21 protein-coding genes, 1 tRNA gene and 1 pseudogene are annotated in these 20,462 nt (G+C 51.3%); 6 read left to right on the top strand and 17 right to left on the bottom strand.

Annotated elements, in window-relative coordinates:
* Positions 1–533 precede the first annotated feature (533 nt).
* The gene (locus FDX22_RS23230; protein WP_146717849.1) at positions 534–1,514 is read right to left on the bottom strand and encodes a hypothetical protein; all 981 of its coding nucleotides are present in this window, start codon (positions 1,512–1,514) and stop codon (positions 534–536) included.
* A gap of 97 nt (positions 1,515–1,611) precedes the next feature.
* The gene (locus tag FDX22_RS23225; protein ID WP_146717848.1) at positions 1,612–2,103 is read right to left on the bottom strand and encodes a hypothetical protein; all 492 of its coding nucleotides are present in this window, start codon (positions 2,101–2,103) and stop codon (positions 1,612–1,614) included.
* 219 nt (positions 2,104–2,322) lie between these two features.
* On the opposite strand from FDX22_RS23225, the gene FDX22_RS23220 reads away from it, so the two are divergent.
* Positions 2,323–2,631 carry a hypothetical protein gene (locus FDX22_RS23220; protein ID WP_146717847.1) on the top strand — a complete coding sequence of 103 codons (309 nt, stop codon included), beginning with the start codon at positions 2,323–2,325 and terminating at the stop codon, positions 2,629–2,631.
* Here the strand turns inward: FDX22_RS23220 and FDX22_RS31920 are convergent.
* From FDX22_RS31920 to actS, 6 genes and pseudogenes are all read right to left on the bottom strand, one after another.
* Positions 2,612–2,803 carry a hypothetical protein gene (locus tag FDX22_RS31920; protein ID WP_146717846.1) on the bottom strand — a complete coding sequence of 64 codons (192 nt, stop codon included), beginning with the start codon at positions 2,801–2,803 and terminating at the stop codon, positions 2,612–2,614. The two genes, FDX22_RS23220 and FDX22_RS31920, sit on opposite strands and share 20 nt — an antisense overlap.
* 2 nt (positions 2,804–2,805) lie before the next feature.
* The gene (locus tag FDX22_RS23210; RefSeq protein ID WP_146717845.1) at positions 2,806–3,291 is read right to left on the bottom strand and encodes a hypothetical protein; all 486 of its coding nucleotides are present in this window, start codon (positions 3,289–3,291) and stop codon (positions 2,806–2,808) included.
* An 870-nt stretch (positions 3,292–4,161) separates the two neighbouring features.
* Positions 4,162–4,821 (bottom strand): DUF4145 domain-containing protein, encoded by a 660-nt coding sequence (locus FDX22_RS23205; protein WP_146717844.1) that lies wholly within the window; start codon positions 4,819–4,821, stop codon positions 4,162–4,164.
* Positions 4,814–6,411: pseudogene (locus FDX22_RS23200) on the bottom strand (tyrosine-type recombinase/integrase). Before FDX22_RS23200 ends, FDX22_RS23205 begins: the two are co-directional and overlap by 8 nt.
* A gap of 114 nt (positions 6,412–6,525) precedes the next feature.
* A tRNA-Gly gene (locus FDX22_RS23195) sits at positions 6,526–6,599 on the bottom strand.
* Positions 6,600–6,678: 79 nt separating this feature from the next.
* The gene (gene actS / locus FDX22_RS23190) at positions 6,679–7,437 is read right to left on the bottom strand and encodes an amidase activator ActS (RefSeq protein WP_168246980.1); all 759 of its coding nucleotides are present in this window, start codon (positions 7,435–7,437) and stop codon (positions 6,679–6,681) included.
* Positions 7,438–7,597: 160 nt separating this feature from the next.
* Between actS and idi the strand changes: the two genes are divergently transcribed.
* The gene (gene idi, locus FDX22_RS23185; RefSeq protein ID WP_117342622.1) at positions 7,598–8,146 is read left to right on the top strand and encodes an isopentenyl-diphosphate Delta-isomerase; all 549 of its coding nucleotides are present in this window, start codon (positions 7,598–7,600) and stop codon (positions 8,144–8,146) included.
* 93 nt (positions 8,147–8,239) lie between these two features.
* Here idi and lysS read toward each other — a convergent pair whose 3' ends face one another.
* The 5 genes from lysS to xerD all read right to left on the bottom strand — a co-directional run bounded on the left by lysS (position 8,240) and on the right by xerD (position 14,328).
* Positions 8,240–9,757, bottom strand: a complete 1,518-nt coding sequence (gene lysS, locus FDX22_RS23180; RefSeq protein WP_096755805.1) for a lysine--tRNA ligase — start codon at positions 9,755–9,757, stop codon at positions 8,240–8,242.
* Positions 9,758–9,766: 9 nt separating this feature from the next.
* Positions 9,767–10,865, bottom strand: a protein-coding gene (prfB, locus tag FDX22_RS23175; protein WP_115257544.1) for a peptide chain release factor 2 whose coding sequence is annotated in 2 segments (ribosomal slippage) — positions 9,767–10,789 and positions 10,791–10,865 — 1,098 coding nt in all. Because the reading frame shifts where the segments join, the coding sequence is not laid out codon by codon here.
* Between the two features lie 90 nt (positions 10,866–10,955).
* Positions 10,956–12,689, bottom strand: a complete 1,734-nt coding sequence (recJ, locus tag FDX22_RS23170; RefSeq protein ID WP_146717843.1) for a single-stranded-DNA-specific exonuclease RecJ — start codon at positions 12,687–12,689, stop codon at positions 10,956–10,958.
* Positions 12,690–12,694: 5 nt separating this feature from the next.
* The gene (dsbC, locus tag FDX22_RS23165) at positions 12,695–13,408 is read right to left on the bottom strand and encodes a bifunctional protein-disulfide isomerase/oxidoreductase DsbC (protein ID WP_096755802.1); all 714 of its coding nucleotides are present in this window, start codon (positions 13,406–13,408) and stop codon (positions 12,695–12,697) included.
* 23 nt (positions 13,409–13,431) lie between these two features.
* Positions 13,432–14,328, bottom strand: coding sequence for a site-specific tyrosine recombinase XerD (xerD, locus tag FDX22_RS23160; protein ID WP_146717842.1), 897 nt, complete (start codon positions 14,326–14,328; stop codon positions 13,432–13,434).
* Positions 14,329–14,440: 112 nt separating this feature from the next.
* On the opposite strand from xerD, the gene fldB reads away from it, so the two are divergent.
* Entirely contained in the window at positions 14,441–14,962 is a 522-nt protein-coding gene (gene fldB, locus FDX22_RS23155) for a flavodoxin FldB (RefSeq protein WP_096755800.1), read from the top strand.
* 45 nt (positions 14,963–15,007) lie between these two features.
* On the opposite strand, the gene FDX22_RS23150 is transcribed toward fldB, so the two are convergent.
* Together FDX22_RS23150 and sdhE are read right to left on the bottom strand one after the other, a co-directional pair.
* On the bottom strand, positions 15,008–15,415 hold the full coding sequence (locus FDX22_RS23150; RefSeq protein WP_096755799.1) for a protein YgfX: 408 nt from the start codon (positions 15,413–15,415) through the stop codon (positions 15,008–15,010).
* Entirely contained in the window at positions 15,396–15,662 is a 267-nt protein-coding gene (gene sdhE / locus FDX22_RS23145) for an FAD assembly factor SdhE (RefSeq protein WP_096755798.1), read from the bottom strand. Before sdhE ends, FDX22_RS23150 begins: the two co-directional genes overlap by 20 nt.
* Positions 15,663–15,918: 256 nt before the next feature.
* Between sdhE and ygfZ the strand changes: the two genes are divergently transcribed.
* Complete coding sequence (ygfZ, locus tag FDX22_RS23135; protein ID WP_115257540.1) at positions 15,919–16,899, top strand: tRNA-modifying protein YgfZ; 981 nt, start codon at positions 15,919–15,921, stop codon at positions 16,897–16,899.
* A 79-nt stretch (positions 16,900–16,978) separates the two neighbouring features.
* Here ygfZ and FDX22_RS23130 read toward each other — a convergent pair whose 3' ends face one another.
* Together FDX22_RS23130 and yqfB are read right to left on the bottom strand one after the other, a co-directional pair.
* On the bottom strand, positions 16,979–17,638 hold the full coding sequence (locus FDX22_RS23130; RefSeq protein ID WP_146717841.1) for a hemolysin III family protein: 660 nt from the start codon (positions 17,636–17,638) through the stop codon (positions 16,979–16,981).
* A gap of 163 nt (positions 17,639–17,801) precedes the next feature.
* Complete coding sequence (gene yqfB, locus FDX22_RS23125) at positions 17,802–18,113, bottom strand: N(4)-acetylcytidine aminohydrolase (RefSeq protein ID WP_096755795.1); 312 nt, start codon at positions 18,111–18,113, stop codon at positions 17,802–17,804.
* A gap of 52 nt (positions 18,114–18,165) precedes the next feature.
* Here yqfB and FDX22_RS23120 point away from each other — a divergent pair, with 52 nt between their 5' ends.
* On the top strand, positions 18,166–18,894 hold the full coding sequence (locus FDX22_RS23120; RefSeq protein WP_115259901.1) for a MurR/RpiR family transcriptional regulator: 729 nt from the start codon (positions 18,166–18,168) through the stop codon (positions 18,892–18,894).
* 120 nt (positions 18,895–19,014) lie between these two features.
* Complete coding sequence (bglA, locus tag FDX22_RS23115) at positions 19,015–20,448, top strand: 6-phospho-beta-glucosidase BglA (protein WP_115257538.1); 1,434 nt, start codon at positions 19,015–19,017, stop codon at positions 20,446–20,448.
* The last annotated feature ends 14 nt before the right edge of the window (positions 20,449–20,462 follow it).

Raw genomic sequence — 20,462 nt, 5'->3', positions numbered from 1 at the left:
TAGTTTACGTCAAAATACTGAGATATTGGCGAAAGCCTTATGATTACTGGGTTTGATTGACTTGAGTAGACTTTAAAAGAAGTGTGTTTGGAGCGGGCGAAGGGAGCCGAGGACAACTAGCTAACTTCTTGTTTCTTAAAGACTGATGAATCCATTGGTTACAGTGATGGTTACACATGGATAGGCTGAAGGTCAAGACTTGAAGCACGTAATAATCCCTCTAAAGGAATAGAACTCACGGTCTGACTACCCGACCCTCAGCCAGACCAAAAGGGCCGGGCTATGGGGTAAAGCGTCAGGCTCATCGTATTAGATGGGTCCTCACATTTTTCAGTCAAAATTCATCGTCTAAGAACCATCATCAGCGAGCTGACATCAGAACGACCACCAGCCCCAGCTTCAGCAGGAGGACTACCAGATAGACTTTGTGTAGGTCCATATGTCCCCTCCCTCGCATAGTTATGATATAACATAACATTAAATAAGGGCCAAGACCCGAAGGTCCTGACCAATAGCTATTATTGTTACTTAGCTTACTTGCTAAAGCTCAGGCACTTGACCACTGGCAACACAGCAGTAGCACTTCCTGTCTTCATCTTAACAGTCGTAGCGGCTTCAGCCACAACAAAGACCTTACCGAGAATCTCAAGGTCATGGGACTGGGAGTTACCATCACGGGAAAGAATCACGGTGATATGTTCACCATCATGACGCAGACAACCAAAGGATAGACAGGTGAAGTGCTTCGCCAACATGAATAGGCCACGGTCAGTCCCATTGTAGTAGGCGATGTCTGTACCCAGCATGTCCTTTACTGCATCCTCACCACCAAATCCGTTCTTCATAGCCAGACGGGAGAGAGCGGACATATGGGACTCATGAGCAAGGATGCCATAGCTGGACACCTCAGAGCCATAAGCGGGCTCGGTACTCTCAAACAGCGCGTCTACGATAGCCTCTGCTCGTGGCAGGAGACTCCCGGTCAACTTAGGATAATCCACTGTCTTCAGCAGCTTAGAGGTCAGTAATACATCGACCATTTTAGCGTTGATTGTACGGACCACATTCTCGCAGATGTTCAGGGCGTCTTGCTGAAGTGTGCCAACAGTGAAACCAGTAGAGGACTTAGCGTCCCACAACTTCGCCTGATGGCTGACGAGGATAGCCTTTTCGATTGGTTCAACGGTAATCTCGCTACCAGCGGCAGCGGTGACTACAGTGGGAGTCTTACCGCCACGTACCGGAACGACCACGGAGCGGTCAGCCAGAGTGTGAGCAATGATTGGGGTCGGTAAGCTGTTACGGGTCGGCAGCAGCTCAACAGGGAAAGGAATGTTCTCCTGAGCGTCTTTAAGCACACCATTCAGCATCGTTTTCACCAGCTTAGCCAGCTCAAGGGCATAAACCTGCGGGTCAGCGTTAGTCGGCAAGCCTTCGTTAATCTGGAGGTTGTCGGTGTCGGTGATACGAACAGGCTCAATGCCAAACTGTAAAGCGTCTTTTGTCATAGTCATGATAATTAATCTCCTTTGAGTCAAATACTTGAAGTCCGGGACGCGATGTCCCAGACCTGAATGTGTGTGGGTGTGAGCTGGCGAGCAGCTAATGTGCTTAGAGTTGGTCCATCCAGTTGTCCATGCCGTCAATCTCCACCAGCTTCGAGGCTCGTGAGCGACCAGCAGAAGACACAGCGTTGCGAATAGAGTCACCATAGGCCTGACGTTCAGCTTTCTGCTGGTCACGCTTCTGGGCCGCTGCTAGACGCTCCTCGGGGGTCATGTTCAGCTCAGCCATACGCTCAGCCTGAATGCGTACAGTTTCAGCAGCTTCAGCTTGTGCTTTGGTCTTGGCCTGCTGGCGTAGACGATAGGCAGACATGACTTCCTTACCGAAGAAGTTAGCGATAAGTACGCCAGCATCAGAAAGGACTTCCAGTAGCTCCAGAGGCTCGGCAGCTCGTGGACTGAAGCCAGCCATATAGCCGGGGATGAGGGTCTTTAACGCCAGTGATAACGGATAGGACTCACCGTCCAGCTTGCAAGTATTTGCGTAAAGGTCGATGTCGGTGACTTTGAGTTTCCAGTCGTTTTGGTCGAATAACATTGTTCGTACTCCTCTTGAGAGTTGAGACTATCGGTCTCGCAGGCATGGTTATGCCTACGGTCTCCCCGCATCGGTCATCTCAAAAGGTTTAAAATTAGGTTAGGTTTGATCACTCTGAACGATCAATTGAAGACATTATGATTGGAACAAACGATCAATAGGTATGTGGTTATTTGCTAATCTACGACCACCTTTCACCGAGAAACCCAGGAATGCCTCATGCCTAAATTAGCTATTAGCTTATTGCTTTATTTGACCTGCTTTTATGCAGTTGGATATGGCGCTGGATATATAACAGGTGGGATAACTTGGCACACACTGTATATGCTTGAACGTATAATCACCGTAGCCTTACTTGCATTCATTCCAGTCTTTATCTTTGCGGTTTTATTAAAGGCATCAAAAAGACACGGAATAATAAGATCACTTTCAGTCGCAGCAATTAATATCATCCCTTCAGCTATCGCATTACTTATAGGATTCACTGACGCAGTGACCAGAGAATTCCTTACTTACTTTCTCGGTTAACTGACATATCACGAATGACCAACTGTTCTATTAGCTCATTACGAGAATAAAATGGTCGGTCATTCGTAGCCGCTTTATCTACACCAAGCATCGACAACAAAACAGAAGTGGGAAGACCCCGGTAACGCAGGGTCAAACGGCCTTCGGGAGTGCGTGGGTCAATCATAGCCATTGTTAAAGTCTCCACTCACAGCGACCGACACGTAGCTCCTCAAACGCCTCTTTCGAGACGAGTTGTCCAGCACTGTAGTGCGATACAGTGTGCTTCTTAATGAATGCCTTAGAGTCCGGCGTGATTTCATCCGAAGATGCTACAGCGGCCTGAACGCTGGCACTGGAGGTCATAGACACAAAGGCATCCGCTACAGCTATTCCGTACTCAAAGTCCAGCCACTCGCCAAACTTCACGGCGGACGTGGGGTCAGCAAGCCATGACGTACCGAGGCAACCCATATCAACTTTCTTTATGCGACCACTTTTCGGTCCCATAAGATAGCGCCCGACTTTGGTACGGGCAAAGCGTCTGACTTCTGTACTATTGCCATCTGCAACTTTGCCAATCTGGATACCGACCCGACGAATTTCATCCAGTCGAAACAATCCGTCCTGACTGGTGAGGTCCTGACCGAAGATATGGATGGTGTATTCTTGTTGAGACATTTACGTGTACTCCTTTTGTTTGCACCCTGAAGTCGCACCCTACTGACCTACTCAAGCCCCCACGTAAAGGGAGACCAGCAGGCAACAGGACGCAAACAGAATGACTTGAGGTAATTGTGTTGTGGTCTGCGATGACCATAGAGACGAAGGTGCGACAGCGTGTCAGGACGACCAGATGGTGAGCGGTGATAGACTCAAGTCAAAATGAAGACACGAGAACGCTAACGGGCTGGAGGTCTGACAGAGGCTGTCTTGCCTTGGGATGTCTTCGGAGAAAGACTTAATGTCGGGAGAGCTTCCGCATGGCTTGACGCATCAAGACCAGAGGCGAATGTACAGTCCCTATAGTGATAGCTAAGGGTCCACTCCCTATAGTGAGGGTTTAAGATTTGCGACCATATTTACTTTGGCTGGTAGGACTTAAAGTTCTCCTTATTGGAATTGTGATAACACAATCCATCAAAGAGGACTCTAGTCAAACCATAGTAACAATGGGTCTCCTCCAGCCTGCTGGTCATCTCAAAGCTCCAACCTCAGACACCACTGGTCAACCACTTTGAGTTTCCGCCTGTCCACAAATGGATGGCAGACCTCAGTAATGGTGTCTTGGTTCTTCACAATCTCGCACACCGATGGTCTCATAGACGGAAGTTCCGCTGAGGTCTGATGTTCTCCGCCTGTCAAAGGAGAGAGATAGCTACGTTAAAAGAGAATGGTCTCAGGCCAAGGTGATTTAACACTAGGCGTCTGCGGATGGTTTCCAATCGGGTCCGCTGCCGGAAGCCTGAGACTTAATGAATGTGTGTGGGTCGAGGAACTAAGGGTCCCCCTCCTATAGTGATAGTTTAGTCCCTCCCCTATAGTGAGGGTTTATTCGTTAGCGGCTTTCTGTCCTTCTCTCGCCTTCCTGTCCCGGTCTTCAATGCCCTTGAGCGCCCTTTCCGGCATACTGTTAAACATGGCCTCAACTTCTTTCGGTCTGGTAATCTGCTCAGTGACAATGATATTCAGCAGCTTAAAAAGACCATGCGCTAACTGAGGGTCATCATCAATGTTAATTTCACCCGGATGGACCGCCTGATTGCCAACGATACGACAAATATCAGCAGCTCGCTGGACCAATGGTGACAGACCTTTAGCCACGAGGGACTTAATGTCCGTGTCGATATGCTTCCCCGGCTCACCGAGATGGACCATCAGCTTTTGAAGACTCAAGCGCAGGAGTGCAGCAGCGCCTTTAGGTGACAGATTAATGATGCTTCTGGCTTCCATGTAGTCGGACTTACAGTCTTCTGGCATGTCAGGATTAGGGGGCTCAACATTACCAGACGTGGGTATGACCATATTACTTTCATTCCAGTAAGCATCATCATCACAATGGGAGCATGTGGACATATAGAAGCTGGTCTCTTTGTAATGAAGCTGAGAGCTACTTCCTCCCATACGACGCCAGTGCTGCCTAGAATAAACACCACAGTGAGGGCAGTTAAACGCCTCTGCTTTAAATTTCGCCGGGAAATACTCAGCCATTTACTCCAGTCTCCTTATAAACACCAGCCATCACATTAACCAATCTATCTACCTCGACCTCTTTCGCGTAACGGTCGTAAGTTATAGACCCTGAGCTATGACCCATAATCGCCTGAGCATACGCTAACTCGACACCATGTTGTTTTAGCTGGGTCGCAACTGTATGTCTAAACGAGTGAAACGCTAAGCCGCTACGATCAGCGAGGACTTTCGGCAGCAACGTTCTGTTAAACCATTTGCTGACCTGCTCACCGTAGCCGTTCTTCATCAGCTTGAGGCCACCGAATACCATAGCATTATCACCCACAGCCTTTCTACGGTCTTCCACAAGCGACATAAAGTCAGTCAATACAAACCATAAGCGCCACCGACCAATGGGACGCAGCGGTCACTATGGGCGTTCTTGATGCTCTTACCCGGCAGGCTGCTATCGTCTTCGTTGATATGAATGTAGACGGTCCCGGCCTCAGTGACCCTGACGTCTTTGACTTGAAGTTGAGCCACCTCGTTAAGTCTTGCACCTGTAATCGCAGCCAGAGCGGTGACGTAATAATGATATGGCTTACCTGAGGTCTTCTGCGAGTACGCTTTAGCGGCGACCATCAGTTGCCCTACCTGCTCAGGACTGAACGCATCACGAGCGTCGGAGGCTTTACGCTGCGGGACTTTCAGCTCAAGACCTTCTGTCAGGTTCTTAGTTATCAGGTCGTTGCGTACCGCCCACTTAAAGACAGCAGCCATCTTGATAAGATATTTATTGTTAATGGTGACGACATCTAAACAGTCAGTCTTAGCCTCTCGGTTCAGCAGGTCTGACAGCTGCATATCCTTAAAGCGTTGCTTACGGTTCTTCGGTATCTGCTGGAGGACTTCACGGACCCTGAGCATATCTGAGCGGGTCGCCTTACTGACATCCTGAATACTCAGATAGTCGAATATCTCGATTAGCGTGGAGTGTGACGCTCGGTTCTCGCTTAGGGTCGCTGGCTTCCAGTTCTGGGCGTTCTCCTGCTCGTACTGCTCAATGAGAGACGCGAGGGCCAAAGCTTTAGGCTCAGGGACTTCTGGCTCCGATGATACAGATAGGGAGGCGGACGGTCTTAGACTACTAGTCTCAGGCTCAAGGTAAGACAACAGGCTGGAACTATCGCCCTTGAGTCTGTCCTGACAGGCCTTGAGCACACCGATAACGTCATTGATATAGTGATGCTGGTCTACAGTCAGACGCTCAGTCGCTACAGCTTCCCGAAGGTTAGACTTAATGTCGTCGTACTGGTCAACATAAAGCTGGTAGGACTCCGGGTCGTTCAGGTCATCACGGCGGACACTTAGTTCCCACTCGACAATGGTCTGCAAGTGCTCCCGTAGCTCCTCATAAGAGGCGTTAGGGCTGTCTGCGTGGATTGCTTTAAGTGCTGACTTGATGTGCCGAGAGTGAGCCATGGCGGTGCGTCTGTCCTTAGTCCGTAGTGACAATGAGGTCATTCTATCAGTGTTTGACTGACGGTGCCGTAGACGGAAATAGTAGACGCCTCTGCGCTCATAGAGATAGGCGGTAATTTGGAGTTGCTTGCTTGATGGCTGAATCATATGTCTGTATGCCCTGAGAGGGTTACACAGTGGGTTACAGTAAGTAACTCTGCAAGGAGGCTTTAAGCCATATCCCTTAGGATTCAGTAAGTTAGTAAACTTTAAGAAAGGTCATGGAGCGGGCGAAGGGAATCGAACCCTCGTATAGAGCTTGGGAAGCTCTCGTTCTACCATTGAACTACGCCCGCATTGAAGTGCGTAAGGGATTATAAACCTTACACACTTCCTGGCAAGGGGCTGATCGACTGACTGGCGATTAATTCACCGTCAGCATTTTGGCTTGCTGCCCTGCGGCGGCAAATAGCGCTGCGGATCGATAGCCGTAGCGCGATAACGGATCTGGAAATGCAGGCGCACCGAAGCCGCATCAGAGCTGCCCATGGTGGCAATTTTCTGCCCGGCTTTCACTGTTTGCCCGTTGTTAACCAACAGCGTATCGTTATGGGCGTAGGCGGTAATGTAATCTTCGCCATGTTTTATCATCACGAGGTTGCCGTAGCCGCGCAGCTGATTGCCGACATAGACCACCTTCCCGGCTCCAGCCGCATAAACAGGCGTGCCGCGCGCGGCAGAGATATCAATCCCCTTGTTGCCACCTTCGGCCGTGGAGTATGGCAGTATCACCTTCCCACTCGCTGGCCACTGCCAACAGCGTTGCCCTACCGGTGGCCAGGATGACTGTGGCACAGAAGAAGACGGTCTGACTGCTGCCGTTTTGGTGGAGGATTTCGATTTAGATTTTGTTTTCGCCGATGCCGTGCTGGTTTTCGCGCCACCGCTGACCTTAAGCTTTTGCCCAACTTCTATGGTATAGGGGGGAGAAATGTTGTTCAGGCGCGCGATCTCTTTGACGCTGGTCCCTGTCGCACGTGAAATACCATACAGCGTATCTCCCCGCTTAACGGTATAGGTAGAACCAGAACCGGAATCAGATGAGCTTGAACATCCCGCGACGATCAGGCTGCTCAGCAACATTATTGTGATAACAAAGCGTTTTCTCATCAGGCGTCCCGCACTCAAAACAATTCCTCGCAACATTTTAAGACGCTTTATCATAGCAGTCCGATGCCGGATGCCAAATCATATCGCGGCACGAATCGTCCGTTCAGGCATTTCACACCGACGGATAATCAATCGGCCACAATTAGGCATATAATAGTGATGCTCAAGATTAATGGTGGATGCGATGCGACAGGAACATGTCATTTTGTTGAATGAGCAGGACCAGCCCTGCGGAACACTGGAAAAGTATGCGGCGCATACCGCTACAACGCCCCTACACTCTGCCTTCTCCTGCTGGCTCTTTAACGACCAGGGCCAACTGTTGGTGACTCGGCGTTCGCTACACAAAAAAGCCTGGCCAGGCGTCTGGACTAACTCGGTCTGCGGCCATCCGCAGTCCGGTGAAACTACTGCAGACGCCATCATCCGTCGCGCTCGTTTCGAACTGGGTGTGGAGGTAGCCGAACTCACGCCCGTGTATCCTGATTTTCGTTACCGCGCTGCAGACCCCAGTGGGATTGTGGAAAACGAAGTTTGCCCGGTCTATGCCGCACGAGTTATCAGTGCGCGACGGCCAAACACGGATGAAGTAATGGATGAGCAGTGGAGTGAACTTGAGGATGTCTTACGTGCGCTGGATGCCACACCGTGGGCCTTCAGCCCGTGGATGGTAATGCAGGCATCTAACGATAAAGCGCGCGAATTATTACGCGAGTTTGCTAACCGTAATTGATTGCCGGATGGCAACGCGAAAGCGTTTTATCCGGCCTACAAATCATGCTTATCGTAGGCCGGAAAAGCGTGGCGCGATCCGGCATTTCACATCTTATTTAACCGGACGCATCGCCGGGAACAGGATCACGTCACGGATGGTATGGCTGTTGGTGAACAGCATAACCATACGGTCAATACCAATCCCCAGACCGGCTGTCGGCGGCAGACCGTGTTCCAGAGCGGTAACGTAGTCTTCGTCGTAGAACATCGCTTCGTCATCGCCCGCATCTTTGGCGTTAACCTGATCCTGGAAACGCTGCGCCTGATCTTCTGCATCGTTCAGCTCGCTGAAACCGTTACCGATTTCGCGTCCACCAATGAAGAATTCGAAGCGGTCAGTAATTTCCGGGTTGTCATCGTTACGACGAGCCAACGGAGAAACCTCTGCCGGGTACTCGGTAATGAAGGTCGGCTGAATCAGGTGCGCTTCCGCCACTTCTTCAAAGATCTCCGTCACGATACGACCCAGACCCCAGCTCTTCTCAACCTTGATGCCGATAGATTCAGCAATCGCTTTAGCAGAGTCGAAGTTGTCCAGATCCGCCATGTTGGTTTCCGGACGGTATTTCTGAATGGCTTCACGCATGGTCAGTTTTTCGAACGGTTTACCAAAGTCGAAGACTTCTTCGCCGTAAGGCACTTCGGTGGTTCCCAGAACGTCCTGCGCCAGCGTGCGGAACAGCGATTCGGTCAGTTCGATCAGGTCTTTGTAGTCCGCATAAGCCATATAGAGTTCCATCATGGTGAACTCTGGGTTATGACGAACGGAGATGCCTTCGTTACGGAAGTTACGGTTAATTTCGAACACACGTTCGAAGCCGCCAACCACCAGACGCTTGAGGTACAGTTCCGGCGCAATACGCAGGTACATGTCCAGATCCAGCGCGTTATGATGGGTGATGAACGGGCGTGCAGCGGCACCGCCAGGGATCACCTGCATCATCGGGGTTTCCACTTCCATAAAGCCACGGCCAACCATGAACTGACGAATACCCGCCATGATCTGTGAGCGCACTTTAAAGGTATTGCGAGATTCATCGTTAGAGATGAGATCCAGGTAGCGCTGACGGTAACGCGCTTCCTGATCCTGCAGGCCGTGGAATTTGTCCGGCAACGGACGCAGCGCTTTAGTCAGCAGACGCAGCTCGGTGCAATGGATGGACAGCTCGCCGGTTTTAGTCTTAAACAACTTACCTTTCGCGCCGAGGATATCGCCCAGATCCCATTTTTTGAACTGCTCGTTGTAAATGCCTTCCGGCAGATCGTCACGCGCAACGTACAGCTGAATACGGCCACCAACGTCCTGCAGCGTAACGAATGAGGCTTTCCCCATAATGCGGCGGGTCATCATACGACCGGCAACGGATACCTCAATGTTCAGCGCTTCCAGCTCTTCGTTTTCTTTCGCGTCGAAGTCAGCGTGCAGTTGGTCTGAGGTGTGATCGCGACGGAAATCGTTCGGAAACGGGATCCCCTGCTCACGCAGGTTAGCCAGCTTCTCACGGCGCGTTTTCAGTTCATTGTTAAGGTCGGCTACCGCGTCAGCGCCCTGTGCGTGTTGTTCAGACATGTTGGTTCCTCATAACCCTGCTTTCAAACTTGCTTCGATAAATTGATCCAGGCTGCCATCCAGCACCGCCTGCGTGTTACGGGTTTCAACCCCGGTACGCAGATCTTTGATGCGGGAGTCATCCAGGACATAAGAACGAATCTGGCTACCCCAGCCGATGTCGGACTTGGTGTCTTCCATCGCCTGCTTCTCGGCATTCTTCTTCTGCATTTCCAGTTCATAAAGCTTCGCTTTCATCTGCTTCATGGCCTGGTCTTTGTTCTTGTGCTGGGAACGGTCGTTCTGGCACTGTGTCACAATCCCGGTCGGGATGTGGGTAATACGCACCGCAGATTCTGTACGGTTAACGTGCTGACCACCCGCACCTGAAGCGCGGTAAACATCGATGCGCAGGTCTGCCGGGTTGATTTCGATATCAATGTCATCGTCAACTTCCGGGTAGACAAATGCAGAGCTGAACGACGTATGGCGGCGACCGCCGGAGTCAAACGGACTCTTACGTACCAGGCGGTGTACGCCGGTTTCAGTACGCAGCCAGCCGTAAGCATATTCGCCAGCGATTCTGATGGTCACGGATTTAATACCCGCCACTTCACCTTCAGATTCTTCAATAATTTCAGTCTTAAAGCCGCGTGCTTCAGCCCAACGCAGATACATGCGCATCAGCATGCTGGCCCAGTCCTGCGCTTCGGTGCCGCCAGAACCGGCCTGAATATCGAGATAGCAATCTGCGCTGTCATATTCACCGGAGAACATACGACGGAACTCCAGCTGCGCCAGCTTTTCTTCCAGCGTATCGAGTTCGGCAACGGCTTCGTTAAAGGTTTCTTCGTCGTCGGCTTCTATAGCCAGTTCTAACAGGCCGGAGACATCTTCCAGGCCCTGGCTCATTTGGTCGAGCGTGTCGACAATGGCCTCAAGGGAAGAACGTTCTTTGCCCAGCGCCTGCGCGCGTTCGGGTTCGTTCCAGACATCCGGCTGTTCCAGCTCGGCGTTTACTTCTTCCAGACGCTCTTTCTTGGCATCATAGTCAAAGATACCCCCTAAGAACGTCAGAGCGTTCCGTGAGGTCCTGAATGCGGTTATTTACCGGATTAATTTCAAACATGGTCTGTTTTCTTTTATTGGACGAGTCAAAATGCGGTTATAAGAGCGGGATTGTAACCAATCCACGCTCTTTTTTATAGATATAGTGACGCTAAAGTGGCCAGATATTATCGATAATAATTTGCAATGAGCGGTTGCCGCGAAACTCGTTAATATCCAGCTTATAGGCCAGCGTGACTTCACGAACGCCGTTATCCGGCCAGATAGCGGTATCAACATTAAACGCAATACCGTCCAGCAGCGGTCCGCCGTCGACGGGTTCAACCATCACCTTCAGATGACGCTCGCCAACCAGACGCTGCTGAAGCAGGCGAAAGCGCCCGTCAAACAGCGGCTCCGGGAACATTTGCCCCCAAGGTCCTGCATCACGCAGCATTTGTGCGACGTCCATGGTCATCTCCGCCGCACTTAGCGGGCCATCGGAGACCACTTCGCCCTGCAGTAAGGCAGGATCGAGCCACTCGGTCACCAGCTCACCAAAACGCTGCTGGAAGCACTCAAACTGTGCTTCTTCCAGCGATAATCCTGCCGCCATGGCGTGGCCGCCGAACTTAAGGATCATGCCCGGGTAAAGGGTATCCAGTCGCTCCAGTGCATCTCGCATGTGCAGGCCCTGAATCGAGCGCCCCGACCCTTTAAGGGTGCCGTCTCCAGCCGGTGCGAAGGCGATCACCGGACGGTGAAAACGCTCTTTAATGCGTGACGCCAGGATCCCTACCACGCCCTGATGCCACTCGGGGTGATACATCGCCAGCCCGCCAGGCAGCGTCTCGCTGCTGCGCTCAAGCTTCTTGCACAGGGTCAGCGCTTCCGTCTGCATGCCCTGCTCTATCTCTTTCCGCGTCTGGTTGAGCGCGTCCAGTTCACTGGCAAGCACCCGCGCGTCGCCAATGTTGTCGCACAGCAACAGCGCCACGCCAACTGACATATCATCCAGGCGGCCTGCCGCATTCAGGCGTGGCCCCAGCGCAAAGCCTAAATCGCTGGCGGCCAATTTCTGCGGGTCGCGATTTGAAATCTCAAGCAGCGCTTTAATGCCAGGACGACATTTCCCTGCGCGAATACGGCTCAAGCCTTGCCACGTCAGGATGCGGTTATTAGCGTCCAGCGGGACAACATCGGCTACCGTACCTAGCGCAACCAGATCAAGCAGATCTGCGAGGTTTGGCGGGGTGATAGCTCGCTCATCAAACCAGCCCTTATCACGAAGAAAAGTACGCAGTGCCAGCATCAGATAAAAAGCCACGCCGACGCCCGCCAGTGATTTCGACGGGAACGTACAGTCGTGCAGGTTAGGATTAATAATCGCCACTGCACCCGGCAGGGTATCGCCGGGCAGGTGGTGATCGGTAACCACTACCGGGATCCCCAGCGTTCTGGCATGTTCAACGCCGGCATGGGAAGAGATGCCGTTGTCGACGGTGACGATCAGCTGAGCGCCGCGGGCATGTGCCTGATCCACCACCTCCGGGCTCAAACCATAACCGTCTTCAAAACGGTTGGGCACCAGGTAGTCAATGTTGCTACATCCCAATGCTCGCATCGCCAGAATGCTCAGCGCCGTGCTGGTTGCGCCATCGGCGTCAAAATCCCCCACCACGATAATGCGGGTGCCTTCACGAAAAGCGTTATAGAGGATCTCCACCGCCTTTTCGACACCGCTCAATTGCTGCCACGGCAACATGCCTTTGACGCTACGCTCAAGCTCCTGCGCGCTACGCACACCGCGACTGGCGTACAAACGACGCAACAGCGGCGGCAGATCGGCAGGCAGGTCGCTAGTCTCGTCGGCTTCACGACGACGAAGTTGTATCTGTTGTTTCACGCGAATTATTTACCGCTGGTCTGTTTTTGGTGCGCGTCGAGGAACGCTTTCATCTCTTTCGGTCCCTGATAGCCAGGAACAACATAGCCATTGCTCAGAACGATCGCCGGCGTGCCGCTTACACCAAACTGCACACCCAGCGCGTAATGGTCAGCAATATCCACATTACAAGTTGCTGGCTTCACGCTTTTACCCGCCATGGCATCATCAAACGCTTTGTTTTTATCTGACGCACACCAGATGGATTTCATGTCCTGCTCGGCCTGGCTTTCCAGTCCCTGGCGAGGGAAGGCCAGATAACGCACGGTAATTCCCAGTGCGTTGTAGTCTTTCATCTCTTCATGCAGCTTGTGGCAATAGCCGCAGGTGATGTCGGTGAAAATGGTAATAACGTGTTTTTCCTGCGGCGCTTTATAGATGATCATCTCTTTTTCCAGCGCGTTCAGCTGCTTCATCAGCAGTTGATTGGTGACGTTAACCGGACTTGCACCGCTCACGTCATACATCGGTCCCTGAATAATGTGCTTGCCGTCTTCGGTGACGTACAACACGCCGCTGTTGGTCAGTACAGTTTTCATTCCCGCAATCGGAGCAGGTTGAATTTCTGTGCTTTGTACACCCAGCTTCGTTAATGACTGACGAATCGCCGCGTCGTCTGCCTGCACCATGCCTGAAAACGCCGTCGCCAGCAGGGTGAGCATCATAAAACTTTTTTTCATAACCTATCCTTTCCTGTCAGCACTCACGCACGCGGGTGATGCTGTTGATGTAATTGACGCAAGCGCTCCGTTGCGACATGGGTATAAATTTGTGTGGTAGAGAGATCGCTATGACCTAGCAGCATCTGCACCACGCGCAAATCAGCGCCATGGTTAAGCAAATGCGTGGCAAAAGCATGCCGCAGTACGTGCGGCGACAGCTTCTCGCTGTCGATTCCCGCTAACACAGCATAGTGTTTAATTCGATGCCAGAAGGTCTGGCGTGTCATCTGCTGCGCACGCTGGCTGGGAAACAGCACATCAATGGAGACGCCATTGAGCAACCATGGTCGTCCGTGCTCCAGATAGGTTTCCAGCCAATACACAGCCTCTTCACCCAACGGTACCAGCCGCTCTTTATTACCTTTACCAATGACCCGCACAACGCCCTGACGCAGGCTGACATCACTCATCGTCAGCCCCACCAGCTCAGAAACGCGCAAACCGGTGGCATATAAGACTTCGAGCATGGCTTTGTCTCGGAGTTCCAGCGGCTGGTCAATCAGCGGGGTCTGCAGCAGTCGCTCGACCTGCGCCTCACTGAGATCTTTTGGCAAACGCTGTGGTAGCTTAGGTGAAGCCAGCGAGGCACTGGGATCATCATCGCGGAATTTCTCGCGATAGAGATGTTGAAAAAATCGCCGCATTGCACTTAACAAACGCGCGGAACTGGTGGCTTTATACCCTCCCTCCATTCGCTCGGCCAGCAGTGCTTGCAGGTCATCGCTCTGTACCGTCGTCAGAGAAACACCGCGATGGTGTAGCCATTCAACAAGCATGGTTAGATCGCGACGATACGCATTTAATGTGTTTTCCGCCAGATTGCGTTCCAGCCACAGGGCATCAAGAAATTGCTCGATGCGCGCCAGATCTTGTTCCACTCGCGCCCCTTATTTCATTCTCATTTTTGATGCATTATGCCTCATTGTGCCGTGATTGCGGCGATTCTGATACACTACGCGCAACGCTACAGCAGAATTGAGACGTTTAGTAATGAACATGGGTCTTTTTTACGGTTCCAGCACGTGCTACACCGAGATGGCAGCAGAGAAAATCCGCGATATTCTTGGTCCCGAGCTGGTGACATTACACAACCTCAAGGATGATTCTCCGACCTTAATGGAGCAGTACGACGTGCTCATTTTAGGTATCCCGACCTGGGATTTCGGCGAAATCCAGGAGGACTGGGAAGCCGTCTGGGATCAGTTGGATGACCTCAACCTGGAAGGCAAAATTGTTGCTCTCTACGGCATGGGCGATCAGTTGGGTTACGGTGAATGGTTCCTGGATGCGCTGGGAATGCTGCACGACAAGCTAGTCACGAAAGGGGTGAAGTTTGTCGGTTACTGGCCAACAGAAGGCTACGAATTTACCAGCGATAAACCTGTTATTGCCGATGGGCAACTGTTTGTCGGCCTTGCCCTGGATGAAACCAACCAGTACGATCTTAGCGATGAACGCATCCAGGCATGGTGTGAGCAAATTCTTGGCGAAATGGCCGAACACTGGTCCTGAGCATCTGCTGACTGACGGTGAAGGTCTGTAACCTTACCGTCAGCGCTATTTCTGCATTGACGGTTGTAATATCAACCGACGCAAATCCCGCCATTCGGCATCATCCATACTGTCCGCCGCCAGCCACAGATGCTGACGCTTTCCTGTACTTGACCGCAAACGCAACATCATGCCCGTTTTTATCATCCAGGGGGCGCTAACAATCGACCACTCTTGCCCTTGCCAACGCAGGCGGCCATCCATCAATAGTCTAATCTCTCCCTGACAAGCGTTGATACGGCGCTGACTGCGCACGCAATCGAACACCACCAGAGAGAGCAAAATCAACCATAAAGGGGTGTAACTCAGTGGCCATGGCATCAATAAAATAAGCACCGCCACTAGCCCATGAATGAGCAACGAAATCCACTGTGCGCGCCAGGAGACGCGTAAATCAGATTGCCACTGGACCACGTTCCCGATTCCGTGTCTGGATAAGCCGTACCATTTGCTCCAGCTGTGCATCAGCCGGCTTCCCGTGATTCATCAACCAGTTAAATAAATCGGGGTCATCACATTCCAGCAAACGGATAAAAATGCGCTTTTCGTCATCACTTAAGTTGTCATACTCATGTTCGAAAAACGGCATGATCGAAATGTCCAGCTCACGCATACCGCGACGGCATGCCCAATGAATACGTGCTTTGTTGTTAATATCCATGTTCTTCTTCCTGTCTCGCGAAAACGAAGTACCCGGCTATTGTAACGTGTTTTTCACGCTCTTTTACGGGAATATCAGTAAACGGAAGCACGATCGCTAAATAAAACCACATTAAGTCAAAGGGTTCATCAATTATGGATGTCTCCTCGCAAAGCTTAAAATATGGCACAAATAGGATGTTTAAACCGCTTGCAATGGGCCATAGCTCTTTTACCATTAGTCATTATTACTGCGTTAAGCAAATCAGGACATTATTATGGCTTTTACATCTTTTCCTCCTCGTCAGCCTTGTGCGTCAACACGTTTGCCTCTGACGCTGATGACGCTTGATGACTGGGCACTCGCGACCATTACCGGCACCGACAGTGAGAAGTATATTCAGGGCCAAGTTACTGCTGATGTCAGTCAGCTGACCGAACATCAGCATGTGCTGGCTGCCCACTGTGATGCCAAAGGCAAAATGTGGAGCAACCTGCGCCTCTTCCGCCTGGGTGAAGGCTTCGCGTGGCTTGAGCGCCGTAGCCTGCGCGATGCCCAGCTTACCGAACTGAAAAAATATGCCGTCTTCTCAAAAGTGGTGATTGCGCCGGACGACGAACGCGTGCTGCTGGGCGTTGCCGGATTCCAGGCGCGTGCCGCGCTGGACAATCTCTTTAGCGAACTGCCAACCCGCGATAAGCAGGTGATTACCGAAGGCTCTTCTACGATATTGTGGTTTGAACACCCGGCCGAACGCTTCCTGCTGATTACCGATGCAGCCACGGCGGAAACGCTGGTAGAAAAACTGCGTGGTGAAGCAGAGTTGAACAACAGCCAACAGTGGCTGGCACTGGATATCGAAGCCGGTATCGCAGTAATTGATACCGCCAACAGCGGGCAGTTCATTCCACAGGCTACCAACCTGCAGGCCTTGGGTGGGATCAGCTTCAAAAAAGGCTGCTATACCGGTCAGGAAATGGTCGCACGGGCGAAATTCCGCGGCGCTAACAAACGAGCGCTGTGGACACTGGCAGGTTCAGCCAGCCGGGTGCCGGAAGCGGGTGAAGACCTGGAACTGAAAATGGGAGAGAACTGGCGCCGAACCGGCACCGTACTTGCGGCAGTACAACTGGCGGACGGTCAGGTACTGGTGCAGGTGGTGATGAATAACGACATGGAAGCCGACAGCGTATTCCGCGTGCGCGACGACGCGAAAACGCTGCATATAGTACCGCTGCCGTATTCGCTGGAAGAGTAAATCGCCAGGTAGCGACTTCACCTTACCGGGTCGAGGGTTTTGTAGGCCCGGTAAGCGCAGCGCCACCAGGCAATGATGATTACGCCTGCCCCACGTACAGATAGATGGCCAGGAAATGGCACACGCTGCCACCCAGCACGAATCCATGCCAGATTGCATGGTTGTAAGGGATACGTTTGCAGACGTAGAAAATGACGCCCAGTGAATAGACCACGCCACCTACCGCCAGCAGCGTTACGCCCCCAGCAGCCAGTTTAACCGCCAGTTGATACACCACAATCAATGACAGCCAGCCCATGGTCAGATAGGTCACCAGCGACAAAATTTTAAAGCGGTGGGCAATGGTCAATTTGAACAGAATACCGAGCAGCGCCAGGCTCCAGATCACCACCATCAGGCCACGCGCCAACTGTGAGTCCAGCCCCACCAGCAGAAATGGCGTATAGGTTCCGGCAATCAGCAGATAAATAGCGCAATGGTCGAATTTCTTCAGCCAGAGTTTCGCTCGCTGATGGGGTATCGCGTGATACAGGGTTGAAGCCAGGAACAGCAAAATCATGCTGCCGCCGTACAGGCTATAGCTGGTAATGGCCATAGCACTGGCATTGGTATCTACTGCCTGAACCAGCAACAGCACCAGTCCGATAATCCCAAACACCAGCCCAATTCCGTGGCTGATGCTATTGGCGATTTCCTCTGCCAGAGAATACCCCTGTGCAATTAATGGCTTCTGAACCATAGCTTACTCCCAAAAAACGAACACTTTCGTGATTGCGCTTCTAGCGTAACTGAGAATGGTTCCAGTGAACACATGTTAGCTAAAATAAATATCAACCAATAAATAACATATAAAAATCAATTATTTACATTTTATTTTTCAGCTAACAAGTGTATTCTTTAAATTAAACGCATTTAAAATCAATCACATAAAACTGCGTCTGATTTGGATAGATCTCTGTAATCACGCGTTTAAGCTCATCAAGGGTCATATTTTCCTGCTGAGCATGTTTTTCACTCAGCGTATCCAACGTCACGGTCGAGGTGCCTACCACTTCTATAGTGCAGAAGTAACCGTCATCTTCGAAGCGTCCAACCCGCAGAATGTCTCCGGTTTTGAAGTGGGACTCAGACTCATCGCGAATAGTGATAGTCTTGCGTCCGGCCAGAATGTCATCCTGGAAACGCTGAAAAAAAGTGATGTCATTTGGCTGCATGTTATTATTCCCTGTAGATGAAGTCTGATGAGTGAGTATTGCCATTGTGAGTATGTTCTCCCACGCCGCCATCGCCAGTCTCAACAATCTTGAGATGTTGGTCTACAACTATGTCATCAAGAACCGTGACAAAGTCATGTACATGACCATTCGCGAACTGGCTGATGCCGTAGGGGTTTCAACCACCACCGTGCTGCGCTTTTGCCGCAAACTTAACTGTGAGGGCTACTCTGAGTTTCGCGTACGCTTTAAATTATATTTAGAGCAGAATGAACCGCAACAGGCTAATTTCGGTGCCAGCGAAATAATCAGCTTCTTTAAGGGCGTGAATAACGACGAATTCGACACATTACTCGATCAGGCTGTTGATATTATATTGTCCTCCGAGCGTATTATATTCGTTGGCGCGGGAACATCCGGCGCCTTAGCTAAATATGGTGCGAGATTTTTCTCAAACGTCGGGAAATTCAGCAACCATATTGACGATCCCTATTTCCCGGTAACCAATGATATGGCCCGAAACGCGTTGGCAATTGTCCTATCCGTCTCCGGCGAAACCGAGGAGATCCTGCGTTTCGCCAGCCAGTTTAGCCTCCACAACTGCAAAGTGTTGTCGGTTACCAGCCACGAGCACTCACGCCTGGCGAAACTGGCCGACTTTAACCTCTCCTGGCATGTGCCGCAAACCCGCATTGCGGGGGTCTATGATATAACCACACAAATCCCCGTAATTTATATTCTGGAGTCACTGGGTCGCAAACTGGCGAAAAAATTGGCATAAAAAAACAAACTGTTTTTTTGATGTAACAAATCACATTAAGCCTATTTTGTTATATCGTGACATTTAACTTTCCTTTGTTAGACTCAAAATCAAATGGTATTAATTTGAGACTGAGCGCAAATGAAAAAACTGACTTTACCGAAAGATTTTTTATGGGGTGGTGCGGTTGCGGCGCATCAGGTTGAAGGCGGCTGGAACAAAGGCGGCAAAGGGCCAAGCATTTGTGACGTGCTGACCGGCGGCGCGCACGGTGTTCCACGCGAAATCACCCAGAGCGTCATTCCAGGCAAGTACTATCCAAACCACGAAGCCGTCGATTTTTACAGTCATTACAAAGAAGACATAAAGCTGTTTGCTGAAATGGGCTTCAAATGCTTCCGTACGTCTATTGCCTGGACCCGAATCTTCCCGCGAGGTGACGAAACTCAGCCAAATGAAGAAGGGCTGAAGTTTTACGACGACATGTTCGACGAGCTGCTCAAGTACAACATTGAGCCGGTTATTACCCTCTCCCACTTCGAAATGCCGCTACATCTGGTACAGCAGTACGGTAGCTGGACCAACCGCAAAGTGGTCGATTTCTTCGTTCGTTTTGCCGAAGTGGTCTTTGAGCGCTACAAGCACAAGGTCAAATATTGGATGACCTTTAATGAGATCAACAACCAGCGTAACTGGCGTGCGCCGCTGTTTGGCTATTGCTGTTCCGGCGTGGTGTACACCGAGCATGAGAATCCGGAAGAAACGCTGTATCAGGTGCTGCATCACCAGTTTGTTGCCAGCGCGCTGGCGGTGAAGGCGGCACGGCGCATTAATCCTGAAATGAAAGTCGGCTGCATGCTGGCGATGGTGCCGCTGTACCCCTTCTCCTGTAAACCCGAGGATATGATGTTTGCGCAGGAATCGATGCGTGAACGCTACGTCTTCACCGACGTCCAGCTACGCGGTTATTACCCCTCTTATGTGCTGAACGAATGGGAGCGTCGTGAATTCAATATCAAAATGGAAGCAGGCGACAAACAGATCCTGCGTGAAGGCACCTGCGACTATCTCGGATTCAGCTACTACATGACCAACGCCGTAAAAGCGGAAGGTGGCAGCGGTGACGCGATTTCCGGCTTCGAAGGCAGCGTCCCCAACCCACACGTTAAAGCCTCCGACTGGGGCTGGCAGATAGATCCCGTCGGCCTGCGCTATGCCTTATGTGAGCTGTACGAACGCTATCAGAAGCCGCTGTTTATCGTTGAAAACGGCTTTGGTGCGTACGACAAAGTAGAAGAAGATGGCAGCATCAACGATGACTATCGCATCGACTATCTACGCGCCCACGTTGAAGAGATGATGAAAGCAGTAACGTACGATGGCGTAGATTTGATGGGCTACACACCGTGGGGCTGCATTGACTGCGTGTCGTTCACAACCGGTCAGTACAGTAAACGCTACGGCTTTATTTACGTGAACAAGCACGACGATGGCACCGGAGATATGTCGCGTTCACGCAAGAAAAGCTTCAACTGGTACAAAGAGGTGATCGCCAGCAACGGCGAAAATCTGTGATTTTTGCCGGATGG

It is taken from the genome of Citrobacter sp. TBCS-14, from assembly GCF_005280805.1.
GTDB classification, from domain to species: domain Bacteria; phylum Pseudomonadota; class Gammaproteobacteria; order Enterobacterales; family Enterobacteriaceae; genus Citrobacter; species Citrobacter gillenii.
The sequence above is the reverse complement of the archived record's forward strand: the minus strand, read 5'-3'. Positions and strand labels throughout refer to the sequence as shown.

What these genes read in the sequence shown, in the direction of transcription:
- FDX22_RS23230 (WP_146717849.1), bottom strand. Translation starts at nt 1,514, where the DNA reads ATGACTATGACAAAAGACGCTTTACAGTTTGGCATTGAGCCTGTTCGT.
- FDX22_RS23225 (WP_146717848.1), bottom strand. Translation starts at nt 2,103, where the DNA reads ATGTTATTCGACCAAAACGACTGGAAACTCAAAGTCACCGACATCGAC.
- FDX22_RS23220 (WP_146717847.1), top strand. Translation starts at nt 2,323, where the DNA reads ATGCCTAAATTAGCTATTAGCTTATTGCTTTATTTGACCTGCTTTTAT.
- FDX22_RS31920 (WP_146717846.1), bottom strand. Translation starts at nt 2,803, where the DNA reads ATGGCTATGATTGACCCACGCACTCCCGAAGGCCGTTTGACCCTGCGT.
- FDX22_RS23210 (WP_146717845.1), bottom strand. Translation starts at nt 3,291, where the DNA reads ATGTCTCAACAAGAATACACCATCCATATCTTCGGTCAGGACCTCACC.
- FDX22_RS23205 (WP_146717844.1), bottom strand. Translation starts at nt 4,821, where the DNA reads ATGGCTGAGTATTTCCCGGCGAAATTTAAAGCAGAGGCGTTTAACTGC.
- idi (WP_117342622.1), top strand. Translation starts at nt 7,598, where the DNA reads ATGCGACAGGAACATGTCATTTTGTTGAATGAGCAGGACCAGCCCTGC.
- lysS (WP_096755805.1), bottom strand. Translation starts at nt 9,757, where the DNA reads ATGTCTGAACAACACGCACAGGGCGCTGACGCGGTAGCCGACCTTAAC.
- dsbC (WP_096755802.1), bottom strand. Translation starts at nt 13,408, where the DNA reads ATGAAAAAAAGTTTTATGATGCTCACCCTGCTGGCGACGGCGTTTTCA.
- fldB (WP_096755800.1), top strand. Translation starts at nt 14,441, where the DNA reads ATGAACATGGGTCTTTTTTACGGTTCCAGCACGTGCTACACCGAGATG.
- sdhE (WP_096755798.1), bottom strand. Translation starts at nt 15,662, where the DNA reads ATGGATATTAACAACAAAGCACGTATTCATTGGGCATGCCGTCGCGGT.
- ygfZ (WP_115257540.1), top strand. Translation starts at nt 15,919, where the DNA reads ATGGCTTTTACATCTTTTCCTCCTCGTCAGCCTTGTGCGTCAACACGT.
- FDX22_RS23130 (WP_146717841.1), bottom strand. Translation starts at nt 17,638, where the DNA reads ATGGTTCAGAAGCCATTAATTGCACAGGGGTATTCTCTGGCAGAGGAA.
- yqfB (WP_096755795.1), bottom strand. Translation starts at nt 18,113, where the DNA reads ATGCAGCCAAATGACATCACTTTTTTTCAGCGTTTCCAGGATGACATT.
- FDX22_RS23120 (WP_115259901.1), top strand. Translation starts at nt 18,166, where the DNA reads ATGTTCTCCCACGCCGCCATCGCCAGTCTCAACAATCTTGAGATGTTG.
- bglA (WP_115257538.1), top strand. Translation starts at nt 19,015, where the DNA reads ATGAAAAAACTGACTTTACCGAAAGATTTTTTATGGGGTGGTGCGGTT.